Origin of the sequence: Cellvibrio sp. OA-2007 (assembly GCF_000953825.1) — a bacterium.
GTDB lineage: Bacteria > Pseudomonadota > Gammaproteobacteria > Pseudomonadales > Cellvibrionaceae > Cellvibrio.
The window spans coordinates 226,780-240,436 of record NZ_BBUL01000096.1 but is presented as its reverse complement, the minus strand read 5'-3'; the positions used below and the strand labels follow the sequence as shown (position 1 = coordinate 240,436).

12 protein-coding genes are annotated in these 13,657 nt (G+C 47.4%); 7 read left to right on the top strand and 5 right to left on the bottom strand.

Translation table 11 applies throughout. The annotated features are described in order from the left end of the window. Positions 1 to 46 precede the first annotated feature (46 nt). From AWU77_RS17860 to AWU77_RS17840, 5 genes are all read left to right on the top strand, one after another. A complete protein-coding gene (locus AWU77_RS17860) occupies positions 47 to 1,633 on the top strand; it encodes a type I restriction-modification system subunit M (protein WP_062066941.1) in 1,587 nt (528 codons plus the stop codon). Next, on the top strand, positions 1,630 to 2,832 hold the full coding sequence (locus tag AWU77_RS17855) for a restriction endonuclease subunit S (RefSeq protein ID WP_062066582.1): 1,203 nt from the start codon (positions 1,630 to 1,632) through the stop codon (positions 2,830 to 2,832). Before AWU77_RS17860 ends, AWU77_RS17855 begins: the two co-directional genes overlap by 4 nt. Positions 2,833 to 2,932: 100 nt before the next feature. Further along, positions 2,933 to 3,211 (top strand): hypothetical protein, encoded by a 279-nt coding sequence (locus tag AWU77_RS17850; RefSeq protein ID WP_062066581.1) that lies wholly within the window; start codon positions 2,933 to 2,935, stop codon positions 3,209 to 3,211. Further along, positions 3,195 to 4,028: a Bro-N domain-containing protein gene (locus tag AWU77_RS17845; RefSeq protein ID WP_062066580.1), complete on the top strand. Its 834-nt coding sequence runs from the start codon at positions 3,195 to 3,197 to the stop codon at positions 4,026 to 4,028. The genes AWU77_RS17850 and AWU77_RS17845 overlap by 17 nt, the downstream gene beginning before the upstream one ends. Further along, entirely contained in the window at positions 4,028 to 7,126 is a 3,099-nt protein-coding gene (locus tag AWU77_RS17840; protein ID WP_062066578.1) for an HsdR family type I site-specific deoxyribonuclease, read from the top strand. Before AWU77_RS17845 ends, AWU77_RS17840 begins: the two co-directional genes overlap by 1 nt. A 66-nt stretch (positions 7,127 to 7,192) precedes the next feature. Here the strand turns inward: AWU77_RS17840 and AWU77_RS17835 are convergent, their stop codons facing one another. The 4 genes from AWU77_RS17835 to AWU77_RS17820 all read right to left on the bottom strand — a co-directional run bounded on the left by AWU77_RS17835 (position 7,193) and on the right by AWU77_RS17820 (position 11,380). Beyond that, positions 7,193 to 8,506, bottom strand: a complete 1,314-nt coding sequence (locus AWU77_RS17835) for a sodium ion-translocating decarboxylase subunit beta (RefSeq protein WP_062066576.1) — start codon at positions 8,504 to 8,506, stop codon at positions 7,193 to 7,195. 3 nt (positions 8,507 to 8,509) lie between these two features. Continuing rightward, on the bottom strand, positions 8,510 to 10,309 hold the full coding sequence (gene oadA, locus AWU77_RS17830; protein WP_062066575.1) for a sodium-extruding oxaloacetate decarboxylase subunit alpha: 1,800 nt from the start codon (positions 10,307 to 10,309) through the stop codon (positions 8,510 to 8,512). A gap of 27 nt (positions 10,310 to 10,336) precedes the next feature. Continuing rightward, complete coding sequence (locus tag AWU77_RS17825) at positions 10,337 to 10,594, bottom strand: OadG family protein (protein ID WP_062066572.1); 258 nt, start codon at positions 10,592 to 10,594, stop codon at positions 10,337 to 10,339. A 240-nt stretch (positions 10,595 to 10,834) separates the two neighbouring features. Continuing rightward, positions 10,835 to 11,380: a sugar O-acetyltransferase gene (locus AWU77_RS17820; protein ID WP_062066569.1), complete on the bottom strand. Its 546-nt coding sequence runs from the start codon at positions 11,378 to 11,380 to the stop codon at positions 10,835 to 10,837. Positions 11,381 to 11,453: 73 nt separating this feature from the next. Between AWU77_RS17820 and AWU77_RS17815 the strand changes: the two genes are divergently transcribed. Further along, the gene (locus tag AWU77_RS17815; RefSeq protein ID WP_062066938.1) at positions 11,454 to 11,936 is read left to right on the top strand and encodes a DUF1456 family protein; all 483 of its coding nucleotides are present in this window, start codon (positions 11,454 to 11,456) and stop codon (positions 11,934 to 11,936) included. Positions 11,937 to 11,940: 4 nt separating this feature from the next. Next, the gene (locus tag AWU77_RS17810) at positions 11,941 to 12,522 is read left to right on the top strand and encodes a DUF1415 domain-containing protein (RefSeq protein WP_062066566.1); all 582 of its coding nucleotides are present in this window, start codon (positions 11,941 to 11,943) and stop codon (positions 12,520 to 12,522) included. Positions 12,523 to 12,664: 142 nt separating this feature from the next. Here AWU77_RS17810 and AWU77_RS17805 read toward each other — a convergent pair whose 3' ends face one another. Continuing rightward, positions 12,665 to 13,657, bottom strand: a complete 993-nt coding sequence (locus AWU77_RS17805) for a Gfo/Idh/MocA family protein (protein ID WP_062066564.1) — start codon at positions 13,655 to 13,657, stop codon at positions 12,665 to 12,667.

Below are 13,657 nucleotides of genomic sequence, written 5' to 3'. Positions count from 1 at the left end.
GATTTATTGTGTGACTAGCGATAAAACCAATTTAATAGGAAATAAAATGACAAGTTCCCAACCCAATTCAAGTCAACAACGCGCCGCCTTGCAGCGCCAGATTTGGTCGATTGCCAACGATGTACGCGGCGCAGTCGATGGCTGGGATTTTAAGCAATACGTACTCGGCACCTTGTTTTACCGCTTTATCAGCGAAAACTTTGCTATCTACATTGAAGCGGGTGATGACAGCATCACTTACGCCGAGCTGCCCGACAGCGTGATTACGCCAGACATTAAAGACGATGCCATTAAAACCAAGGGCTACTTTATTTACCCGAGCCAGTTGTTTGCCAATGTGGTCAAAACGGCCAACACCAATGAGAGCCTGAATACCGATCTGGCAGCCATTTTTTCGGCAATTGAATCGTCTGCTAACGGTTATCCTTCTGAGCAAGATATCAAAGGCCTGTTTGCCGATTTTGATACCACCAGTAATCGCCTCGGCAATACGGTAAAAGATAAAAATCTGCGTTTAGCGGCAGTGCTCAAAGGCGTAGCAGGTTTGGATTTTGGCCATAATTTTTATGAAAAGGCGGATGCATCCCATATCGACCTGTTTGGCGATGCCTACGAATTTCTAATTTCCAACTACGCAGCTAATGCAGGCAAATCCGGCGGTGAATTTTTTACCCCGCAGCACGTCTCCAAACTGATCGCCCAGCTCGCTATGCATGGCCAAACCAGTGTGAATAAAATTTACGACCCAGCTTGTGGTTCCGGTTCACTGCTCTTGCAAGCCAAAAAGCATTTTGATGCGCACATTATTGATGAAGGTTTTTACGGGCAAGAGTTAAACCACACTACCTACAACCTTGCGCGTATGAATATGTTTTTGCATAACATTAACTACGACAAGTTTAATATCCAACTGGGCGACACTTTGCGCAGCCCACATTTTGGCGATGACAAACCCTTTGATGCGATTGTCTCTAACCCACCATACTCAGTGAAATGGATTGGCAGCGACGACCCAACCCTAATTAATGATGACCGCTTTGCGCCAGCCGGTGTACTCGCACCAAAATCCAAAGCAGACTTTGCGTTTGTGTTGCATGCACTCAGTTATTTATCCAGCAGAGGCCGTGCGGCGATTGTTTGCTTCCCCGGTATTTTTTACCGTGGCGGCGCAGAACAAAAAATTCGCCAATATTTGGTGGATAACAATTACGTGGAAACGGTAATTTCGCTTGCGCCAAATTTGTTTTTTGGCACCACCATTGCCGTTACCATTTTGGTGCTCTCCAAACACAAAACCGATACCAACACCCAGTTCATTGATGCCAGTGGTTTATTTAAAAAAGAAACCAATAACAATATTCTGACCGATGCGCACATTGAACAAATCATGGCGGTGTTTGATAGCAAAGAAAATATCGACCACCTTGCCAAATCAATACCCTATGAGCAGGTAGCGGCCAACGATTACAACCTGTCAGTCAGCAGTTATGTAGAAGCGAAAGATAACCGCGAAGTTGTGGATATTGCCCAGCTCAATGCCGAACTCAAAATAACCGTTTCCAAAATCGATCAGCTGCGCAAAGAGATTGATGCGATTGTGGCGGAGATTGAAGGTGAGGAGCTGGAGGCATGAGTAGCTTGAACTACTTGGAAAAGCTGTTGGACGGCGTTGATGTAGAGTGGATGGCTATTGGGGAGGTCGTATTACCCACAAACAACATAAAGTGGAGAGATACAGATCGAACCTATCGTTATATTGATCTCACTTCCCTGGACATTGAAACAAAAACAATAATTGAAACTTCTGTAATTTCATCTAGTAATGCACCAAGCCGAGCACAAAAGCTTGTAGAAAAGGATGACGTTATTTTTGCCACAACTCGCCCTACACAAATGCGGTACTGCTTAATTCCTGAAGTCTATTCAGGCGAAATTGCGAGTACAGGATACTGTGTATTGCGAACCAATAGAGGCAGAGCTTTGCCTAAGTGGATTTTGCATTGGGTATCTTCAACTGAATTCAAAAAATATCTCGAAGAAAATCAGAGTGGTTCGGCCTACCCTGCAATTTCTGACGCTAAGGTTAAGGATTTTCAAATCCCCATCCCCTGCCCACAAAACCCCAAAAAATCCCTCGAAATCCAAGCTGAAATCGTCCGCATTTTGGACGCATTTACCGCCCATACCGCCGAGCTTACCGCCGAGCTTACCGCCCGCAAAAAGCAATACAACTACTATCGCGATAGGTTGTTGAGTTTTGAAGAGGGGGAAGTGGAGTGGCCAACCTTGGATAAGCTTGCAGAGAACCTTGATTCAATGCGCAAGCCGGTGACTAGCGGCTTACGTGAGACTGGAGATATTCCATATTACGGTGCGTCTGGAATTGTTGACTATGTGAAGGACTATATTTTTGATGGTGATTTTTTATTGGTATCTGAAGATGGCGCCAATTTGGTGGCAAGGAATACACCGATAGCCTTTAGTATTAGTGGAAAAAGTTGGGTTAATAATCATGCCCATGTACTAAAATTTGAAACTTATGCTGAGCGAAGATATGTTGAATACTATTTAAATAGTATTGATCTAACGCCCTATATTTCAGGTGCTGCTCAGCCAAAATTAAATCAAAAGAATTTAAACAGCATAAAAATTCCAAATCCTTCCCCAGAAGCAAAAAAACGCATCGTCGAGATGTTGGATAAATTTCACTCACTAACCAGCTCTATCACCGAAGGCTTACCCCGTGAAATCGAATTGCGCCAAAAACAATACGAGTATTACCGCGATTTGCTGTTGAGTTTTCCAAGATTAGATAAGGAGGTGGCGGCGTGAGTGAAGACAAAATTAAATTGTTTGAATCCACTACAGTCTGTAGTCAGTTGGTTAGTGAGACTAACCAATTGAAATTGATGGCATATAAGGAAGTTAAGTAATGGACAAATATCTAAGCCTACAAGACCAAACCACAGAATTCTTGCTCTACACTGCACCCAATGGCGCCATAAAGGTGGAGGTGTTGCTGAGTAACGAGAGCATTTGGCTAACCCAAAAGCGTATGGCCGAACTGTTTGGTGTTGGCGTGCCTGCCATTTCCAAACATTTAAAAAACATCTTTGAAAGCGGTGAACTACAAGAAGAAGTGGTTATTTCCATTTTGGAAACAACCACTGAACACGGCGCAAAGGAGAGCCAGCATGACCGAACCCACTAAGATGGTGCTGTTCAATGACAAAGCGATCCGCAGCCATTGGGATGACGAACAGGAAGATTGGTTTTTCTCGGTAGTGGATGTGGTAGCAGCACTCACCGACAGTGCTAACCCTACGGACTACTTGAAGAAGCTGCGTAAGCGAGATGAGCAACTCGGTACCTACATAGGGACAAATTGTCCCCAGGTAGCCATGCCGACTGAAAGCGGTAAACTGAGGAAAACCTTGGCGGCAAGCACTCAGCAATTGCTGCGTATTATCCAATCCATTCCCTCCAAAAAGGCCGAACCCTTCAAACTCTGGTTAGCAGAAGTAGCAAATCAGCGCCTGAATCAACTGCAAGCTCCTGAGCTTTCCATCGAGCAAGCCATGCTGGATTACAAGCGCTTGGGCTATTCGGATAACTGGATTAACCAACGCTTAAAAAGTATCGAGATTCGAAAAGAGTTAACCGATGAGTGGAAGAAACACGGCTTGCAGGAAGGTGCAGAGTTCGCGTTTTTAACGGACGTGATTTACCAAACCTGGGCTGGCAAAACAGCCAAACAGTACAAGCAATACAAAGGGCTGAAAAAAGAAAGCCTCCGTGACAACATGACTAATAAAGAACTTGTAATGAACATGCTGGCCGAGTTATCCACCAAAGAAATCTCTGAAGCCGTTAACCCTCAATCGATGGATGAACATGAAGATGTGGCAAAACGTGGCGGCGGTGTGGCCAAGGAGGCCAGAATCAAGCTGGAAGCAGAAACCGGCAAAAAAGTGGTGAGCGAACAAAGTGCCAAGCAGTTGCAACTGAAAAAAAAGGATACTGAATAATGGCCGACTACAAAACTATCGCCGAATCCAACAACTTTATTGTTCTGGATAAATACAAGCGAGAATGGGAAGTTAAAGAAAGCTACCAGAGCGAAGGCGATTTAGAACGTGAGTTTATTCAAGACTTGCAAAACCAAGGCTATGAATACGTGCCCGGTCTAAATACCAATAAAGCCCTGCTGGAAAATGTGCGCACACAACTGCAAACCCTGAATAACGTCGAGTTTACCGATGGTGAGTGGCTGCGTTTTTTAGAAACCTATTTAGATAAGCCTAGCGACAGCATTGTCGATAAAACCCGTAAAATTCACGATGACTATATTCACGATTTTGTGTTTGACGATGGCCGCATCAAAAATATTTATCTGCTAGACAAGAAAAATATCGCCCGCAACAAAGTACAGGTGATCAAGCAGTTTGAACAAACGGGTAGCCATGCCAACCGTTACGATGTAACCATTTTGGTGAATGGGTTGCCCTTGGTTCAAGTCGAACTGAAAAAACGCGGCGTAGCCATTCGTGAAGCGTTTAACCAAGTACACCGCTACAGCAAGGAGAGCTTTAATAGCGACCAATCGTTATTCAAGTATTTACAGTTGTTTGTAATCTCCAACGGCACTTATACCCGTTACTTTGCCAATACCACCAAACGCAACAAAAACAGTTTCGATTTCACGATGGAGTGGGCGAAGGCCGATAATAGTCGGATTCAAGACTTAAAAGACTTTACCGCGACTTTCTTCCAGAAGCTCACATTGCTTAATGTGCTGTTGAACTACTCGGTATTCGACGTAAGCGATACTTTGCTTGTAATGCGCCCCTACCAGATCGCTGCCACCGAGCGCATTATGTGGAAAATCAAAAGTTCTTTTGAAGCGAAAAATTGGAGCAAGCCTGATAGCGGCGGCTTCATCTGGCATACCACAGGGTCAGGCAAAACTCTCACTAGTTTTAAAGCTGCACGGTTAGCTACTGAGCTGGAGTTTATCGATAAAGTGTTTTTTGTGGTGGACAGGAAAGATCTGGATTACCAAACCATGAAGGAATACCAACGCTTTTCGCCCGACAGTGTGAATGGTTCTGAGAACACTGCAAAGCTAAAGGAAAATTTGAATAAAGATGATAACAAAATCATCGTTACCACTATTCAAAAGCTCAACAACCTGATGAAAAGCGAAAGCGACTTGCCCATTTACAACAAGCAAGTGGTGTTTATCTTCGATGAATGTCATCGCAGCCAATTTGGTGAAGCACAGAAAAACCTGAATAAAAAATTTAAACGCTTTTATCAATTCGGCTTTACTGGCACGCCCATTTTCCCGCAAAACGCACTGGGCGCCGAAACTACCGCTAGCGTGTTTGGTCGAGAACTACATTCTTATGTGATTACCGACGCAATACGGGATGAAAAAGTGCTCAAGTTCAAAGTGGACTACAACGATGTGCGCCCTAAATTTAAGGCCATCGAAACCGAGCAAGACGAGAAAAAGCTTTCTGCCGCTGAAAACAAGGAAGCGCTATTACACCCCGAGCGTATCAAAGAGATTTCTCAGTACATTCTGAATAACTACCGCCAGAAAACTCATCGTTTACAGGCGAATGCCAAGGGTTTTAACGCCATGTTTGCCGTAAGCAGTGTGGATGCAGCCAAGCTCTATTATGAGTCGCTGAATCAACTGCAAGCGCAAAGCGATAAAAAGCTGAAAATTGCTACTATCTTCTCTTTCGCGGCCAATGAAGAGCAGGAAGCAGTAGGCGATATTCTGGATGAAAGTTTTGATGTCTCGGCGATGAACACTAGCGCTAAAGAGTTTTTAAGCGCAGCAATTTCTGACTACAACGCTTTTTTTAAAACCAATTTCAGTGTTGATAGTAACGGTTTTCAAAACTACTACCGCGATTTAGCTCAACGAGTTAAAGCGAAAGAAATTGATTTGTTGATTGTAGTCGGAATGTTCCTTACCGGTTTTGATGCACCAACACTCAATACGTTATTTGTTGATAAAAACCTGCGTTTCCACGGTTTGATGCAAGCCTATTCGCGCACCAACCGCATTTACGACGCTACCAAGACCTTCGGTAATATCGTTACCTTCCGCGATTTAGAAAAAGCAACCGTGGATGCAATCACGCTCTTTGGTGACAAGAACACCAAAAACGTGGTGCTGGAAAAGAGCTACAAAGAATATATGGAAGGCTTTACCGATGCGATGACCGGTGAGGCGCGACGCGGCTTTATGGATGTAGTAAGTGAGCTGGAGCAGCGCTTTCCTGACCCGGCCAATATCGAAAAAGAGTCCGATAAAAAAGACTTTGCGAAACTCTTTGGCGAATACTTACGCGTAGAAAGCGTGCTGCAAAACTACGACGAATTTGCCAGCCTCAAGGCCCTACAAAAACTGGATATAAACGACCCAGAAGCAGTCGAGACATTTAAAGCTGAACATTATTTGGATGATGCAAAACTGGCGGAGCTGCAAACCATACGACTTCCAGCAGAGCGTAAAGTCCAGGATTATCGCTCCACCTACAACGACATCCGCGATTGGCAGCGTCGCCAAAAAGATGCCTCCGAAAAAGAAAAATCCACCATCGACTGGGATGATGTGGTGTTTGAAGTGGATCTGTTGAAATCGCAAGAGATCAATCTGGATTACATTCTTGAATTAATTTTCGAGCACAACAAAAAGACCAAAAATAAAGCCGACCTAGTTGAAGAAGTGCGCCGTGTAATTCGCGCCAGCATCGGCAACAGAGCCAAAGAAAGTTTGGTGGTAGATTTCATCAATCAAACTGACATCGACCAGATTGGTGATAAAGCCAGCGTTATAGAAGCCTTCTTCTCTTTTGCTCAAGCAGAGCAACAACGTGAAGCAGAAGAACTGATTAGTAGCGAGAACCTGAATCAAGACGCTGCCAGACGTTATATAACAACCTCCCTTAAACGGGAGTACGCCAGCGACGCAGGCACAGAGCTTAACGCTATTCTGCCCAAGATGAGCCCATTAAATCCCCAGTACCTGACTAAGAAACAAAGTGTATTTCAAAAGATCGCAGCGTTTGTGGAGAAGTTTAAAGGGGTGGGTGGTGTGATTTAGGTCAATCAGAGAAAAAAGGGGCTGCAAACGCATGTTTGCAGCCCCTTTTTTTGCGCACTAATTCAATCAACCCGCCGGTAAGTTCGACACAATAGTAATCATCACACCCGCTGCAATCGCCGAGCCGATTACACCGGCAACGTTGGGCCCCATGGCATGCATCAACAAATAATTTTGTGGGTTGGCTTGCAGGCCGAGTTTGTTGGATACGCGCGCGGCCATAGGTACGGCGGATACACCGGCGGAGCCGATGAGTGGGTTCACTTTGTGTTTGCTGAATACATTCATCAGCTTGGCCATTAATACACCCGCTGCCGTGCCTATACCGAAGGCGACAATACCGAGGGCGAGAATGCCGAGGGTTTTGGGGTCGAGGAATTTGTCGGCAGCGAGTTTGGAGCCGACCGATAAACCCAGGAAGATGGTGGTGATATTGATCAGCGCGTTTTGTGCCGTATCGGATAAACGATCCACCACGCCGCATTCGCGCATCAAATTACCCAAACAAAATGCACCCAGCAGCGGTGTTGCATCGGGCAGGATCAAACCTACCAGCGCCAACATCACAATCGGGAAGACGATTTTTTCGCGCTTGCTTACGGTGCGCAATTGCTGCATCACAATGCCGCGCTCGGCTTTGGTGGTGAGCAAACGCATGATTGGCGGTTGGATTAGCGGCACTAGCGCCATGTAGCTGTAAGCGGCAACGGCGATGGCACCGAGTAAGTCAGGGGCTAGTTTACTGGCAACGTAAATCGCGGTAGGGCCATCGGCACCGCCGATAATCCCGATGGCAGCGGCATCGGCGATGGAGAAATCCATCCCGAAATAACTTAAACCAATGGCACCCATCACCGTGGCAAAAATACCAAATTGCGCCGCCGCGCCGAGCAATAGGGTTTTGGGATTGGCGAGCAGCGGGCCAAAGTCGGTCATAGCACCTACGCCGATAAAAATAATCAGTGGCGCTACACCACTGGCGATGGAGACTTTGTAAAAGGTGTAGAGCATGCCATCGTTGTAGCCTGCCACCTGTGCCATGTGCACGGCGGTTTGGTACAGCGCTGGCTCACTGGCATAGAGTGTTTTATAAATCAGCGAGTCTGGGTCAGTTGGGCTTAAACCTGCCAGTTGTGCCAGCGCTGCGCCGATTTCCGGTGTGCCGTTCATGAGCGCTTGCTCGACGGCCGAATATGCCAAGCCAGCCGACGGCAGGTTGGCGAGCAATCCACCAAAGCCAATCGGCACCAGCAGCAGGGGTTCAAAACCTTTGCGGATGGCGAGGAATAATAAACCCAGACAAATGCCGAGCATAATCAGTTGGCCGGACTCTATGTGGTAGATGCCGGTGGAGTACCAAAGGTTGAGCAGGGTATCCATCAATTATTCCCCCGCTGGCACAATAGAAAGCAATTGCTTGCCCACCGGGACTGAATCGCCGGTTTTGACATCAATACTACTGACGGTGCCGGAGCAGGGCGCGCTGATTTGAGTTTCCATTTTCATGGCTTCGAGCAGCATGATCACATCGCCTTCTTTGACTTCATCACCCACATTCACAAACACCTTGATGATGTTGCCTGCCAGTGGTGCCGGTAAATTGCGCGCTTCCGCATTAGCGGCTGGTTTGGCGCTCGCACTGCTGCCGCCTGCGGCTTGCAGCGGTTTGATGCCGGTAATATCGCCACCGTTGGATACAGTCACGGTGAACTTTTTACCTTCCACTTCAACGGTATAAATTTCTTCACCGGCTTCGCTGGTGACTACTGTGCTTTCTTTGCCGGTTGGTGCTGGCTCAAACGCGGTGGGGTTGTTGCGGTTTTCCAAAAAGCGCAAACCAATTTGCGGGAATAGGGCGTAGGTGAGTACGTCATCCAATTCCTGCTCGTGAATGCGCAGCGTGATGTTGCGCAGCGCCGCTTCTTTTTCCAGCTCGGTGCGCAGTTGCTCAAGCTCGGGTGCGATATTGTCGGCTGGGCGGCAAGTGATGGGCTGCTCGCCATCTTGCAATACGGTGGCTTGCAGTTCGGCATTCATCGGTGCCGGAGTTGCACCGTATTCGCCGCGCAAAACACCTGCGGTTTCTTTGGATACGTTTTTGTAGCGCTCGCCGCTCAGTACATTGAGTACCGCTTGGGTGCCGACAATTTGCGAGGTGGGGGTAACCAAAGGAATGAACCCTAAATCTTCACGCACGCGGGGGATTTCTTTTAATACTTCATCAAAGCGATCCAATGCGCCTTGCTCGCGCAATTGGCTTTCCATATTGGTGAGCATGCCGCCGGGCACTTGCGCGATCAGGATGCGCCCATCAACGCCGGTCAGTGAGCCTTCAAATTTTGCGTACTTTTTGCGCACTTCACGGAAGTAAGCGGCGATCTCTTCCAACAGCACCAAATTCAAACCGGTATCGCGGTTGGTGCCTTCCAAGGTCGCGACCAGGGTTTCGGTTGGGCTGTGGCCATAGGTCATGGACATAGACGAAATCGCGGTATCCACATTATCGATGCCCGCTTCCACACATTTCAAAATGGTGGCGTGGGCAAGGCCGGTGGTGGCGTGGCACTGCATATGAATCGGAATATCGCACTCTTCTTTCAAGCGCTTAACCAGTTTAAAACCCTCGTAGGGTTTCAGCAGGCCGGCCATATCCTTAATACAGATAGAGTCTGCGCCCATATCTTCAATTTGTTTTGCCTGTGCGATCCAGCCATCCAGATTGTGTACCGGGCTGATGGTGTACGAGAGGGTGCCCTGTGCGTGTTTGCCTTGGCGCTTTACCGCTTTCATGGCGATTTCGATATTGCGCATATCGTTCATCGCATCAAATACACGGAATACATCCACACCGCTAACCGCAGCGCGCTCAACAAAAGCTTCTACTACATCATCGGCATAGTGGCGATAGCCCAACAGGTTCTGGCCGCGCAACAGCATTTGCTGCGGGGTTTTGGGCATGGCTTTTTTCAGCTCGCGAATGCGATCCCAAGGGTCTTCGCCCAAATAGCGAATACAGGCATCAAAGGTTGCGCCGCCCCAAGATTCAAGCGACCAGAAGCCGACGCTGTCCAGTTTTGCTGCAATGGGCAGCATATCGTCCAGACGCATACGGGTGGCAAACAGGGATTGGTGCGCATCGCGCAAGACTACATCGGTAACACCGAGCGGATTATTGTTAGACATTGATAAACTCCAGAATTAGGCGCGCGGCTAGTTGTTACTATTTTGGCGGTCGCGATGTTGACGAATAGCCGCTTGGATTACAGCGAGGGTAGTGTTATCTAATTCGCCGGTAACCGGCTTGGCTGGCGCTCGAGTGGCCTCGGGCACTATAGCTTCAGGGAAAAAAGTTCCGACAAAGCGCGACATCAGGTTGATTGCAATTACCAAAATCGCAAGGAACACAAATACTGTGCCCATGCCAAATACTAATAGGTCGAGCGCTTGCTCGAACAAGGTAGGTTGCATAGTGATACTTCCTCTCATGTCGTGAAAAATGTGCCCTTATTCTGTTTAGAGGAGCAGTGACTTGGTCACCAGCAGGCACATTCTGTGGTTTGGGGTGGCCTTATTTTGACCAGATTTGTCGTCTGTTTCTGCAAAAATGAAGCCCAAATCGCAGGCACAGCCGGACACCATAGAAAAAATGAGCCAATCCGGCAAGTAAAATACGCATATTCAGCTTATTTTCAGGGAGTGTCGGGTGATCTAACTGGTCGTTTGGTGGATGGTTTTAATGATTCTGCAGGGATTGCCAGCCGCCACTACACCGGCTGGGATATCTTTAGTCACCACACTGCCTGCGCCGATCACTGTGCCTGCGCCGATGCTGACGCCCGCCAAAATGATCGCGCCGCCGCCAATCCAGCAATCATCGCCAATCGCAATCGCCGCGCAGCACTCTTTGCCGCTGGCTCGTTCAGCCGGATCGAGTGGATGGCTGGTGCTATAAATTTGCACATTCGGCCCTAACATCACCCGGTCGCCAATGTGCACCTCGGCGGCATCCAGAATCACACAATTGTGGTTTGCATAAAATTCTTCGCCCAAATAAATATTGCTGCCGTAATCGCAAAAGAAATTTGGCTCAATATAGGCGCGTGTTACTTGCGCAAAAAGTTGCTGATAAAACGGTTTGCGCGCTTTGGTTTGATCGGCGCGCAGGGCATTTAATTGCTGGCAGAGTTGTTTGGCGCGTTTGCGCGCGGCGACCAGCTCAGGCGCAAACGGATTGATTTCAGTAAACGGATGCATGGATTCACTCTCAGGCGGCGCGGGCTTTGCGGTAGAATGCCTCAATTATTTGCTTTCATCAAAGAGCCACCCTATGAGAACCAACGATATTTTTCGCAAACTGACGCAATCCTTGCAATTGGATACGGCACAAATTCAAACCTTGTTTGCCCGCGCAGATATCGACCTGAGCGATAAAGACGTCGCCAATTTGCTCAAGACAGATTATCAACCCGGTTTTGCCGCCATGCCGGACTATATCCTGATTGTTTTTCTGAATAATTTGATTGAGCAGCAACGCGGTAAAAAAGCCGATGCTGAAGTTGAGGTGATCGAAAAGCATGCCAAAATTTCTAATAACGATGTGCTGAAAAAATTGCGAGTTGCGTTTGTTCTGCATGAGCAGGATCTGCGCGATGCACTGAAATTGGTGACGATTGAACTGACCAAATCAGATTTGGCAGCGCTATTTCGCAAAGCTGGCCATGAACAGTACAAAGCCTGCGACGATGAACTAGTGCTGGATTTTATCGAGGGCATAGGTTTGTTATTGCAACAGAAAAAAGCCGGAGTCTGATTGCATGAGTGCGCAGGATCTTGATGCAAAAATCCTCGATGAAAAAATAGTGGCCGATGTCGCCCGCTGGTTAAACGAGGTGGTGATAGGGTTAAACCTCTGCCCGTTTTCCGGCAAACCAACCCGCGAAAATCGTGTGCGCTTTTTTGTTAGCCACGCCACTGACGACGAATTGCTACTACAAGACCTGCAACAAGAAATGGAATTGCTCGACGAAAAACCCGCAAACGAGATTGAAACCACTTTGGTAATTGTGCCCAATCACCTGCAGGATTTTTTTGACTACAACCAGTTTTTAAATTGGACTCAGCAGCTACTAAAGCGCAATCGCTGGGTTGGCGTTTATCAGCTCGCCACCTTTCACCCGCACTATTGTTTTGCCCACGCCGAACCGGATGATGCAGAAAATCTCACTAACCGCGCCCCTTATCCCATTCTGCACATTATTCGCGAAGCCAGTTTGGAAAAAGCGCTGGAGTATTTTGCGGATGTGGAAGAAATTCCAGAAGTGAATAAAACACGCGTGGAAGGTTTAACGGCAGAAGAAAAACAAAAATTGTTTCCCCATTTATTTAATACCAATTAGTTCAGCGGCGTGTAGTGTCAGAGCGTCATCCCCGCGTGCGGGGATCCATAGGTTTTAATGTTTAAATCTGGACTCCCGCAAACGGGAGTGACGACGATTTAATTGACCGCTATCCCCTATTTGTGCAACTAAATCTAGTGGGTTAAATAGGCTTGCTAAAACCATCAATCAATTCCATCACCGCTTTTGCTTCAGTTACGCTGCAAGGATTATCTCGCTCCCCGCGGAAATAATTATTTACCTGTTCAATCATCGGCTGCTGAATATGTTGCGGGTTGGGGATGATAATTTCTTGTTCGCCATCGGCATTGGTTAAGCGAATTACTTGCTGGCCAAAAAAGTTAATCGTTAATTTTCCGGCAGTGCCGATAATTTCGCACAGATCGCGGGTTTGCTCTGGCGCAACCGCGTAATGCCAGCGGCCTTGTAATACCACGCCCGTATCAAATTTTGCCCAGCCCAGTACACAGTCATCGGCGGTATTAAACTGACATTGGTTGTAACCGAAGCCGCTTGCTTGAACAACTGTACCAAACCAATAAATCATCAGGTCAAGTTGGTGCGGAGATAAGTCGTGAAATAGGCCGCCGCCGGATAGTGCCGGGTTTACTCGCCAATTGTCTTCGGTTTCGGTAATGATTGTGGATTTAGCCGGTTGCAGCATATCCAGCCGCACCATTAATGGCTCGCCGATGGCACCGTTGCGAATGAGTTCCGCTAGTTTCATAAAGCAGGGCACATAGCGGCGATAATGCGCAACGCTGACTTTTTTACCGCTGGCTTTTTCCGCAGCGATAATTGCATCGCATTCTGCGGCGTTAAGGGTGACGGGTTTTTCGATGTACACATTTTTCCCCGCATTTAACGCGGCGATTGCATACTCTTTATGTTGCGCGGGTGGGGTGGCGATATAAATGGCATTGATGTCTGGGTTGGCGAGCAGCGCTTCGGCATTGTCGTACCATAGATCTACATTGTGCCGTGCAGCAAAATCTTTCGCTTTTTCGCCATTGCGGCGCATTACTGCAATCAGTTGGGAGTTTTCTGCTTTATAAAAACCCGGCCCGCTTTTAAGTTCACACACATCGCCTACGCCGATAATGCCCCAACGTATGGTTTGTTCAGCTGTTGTCAT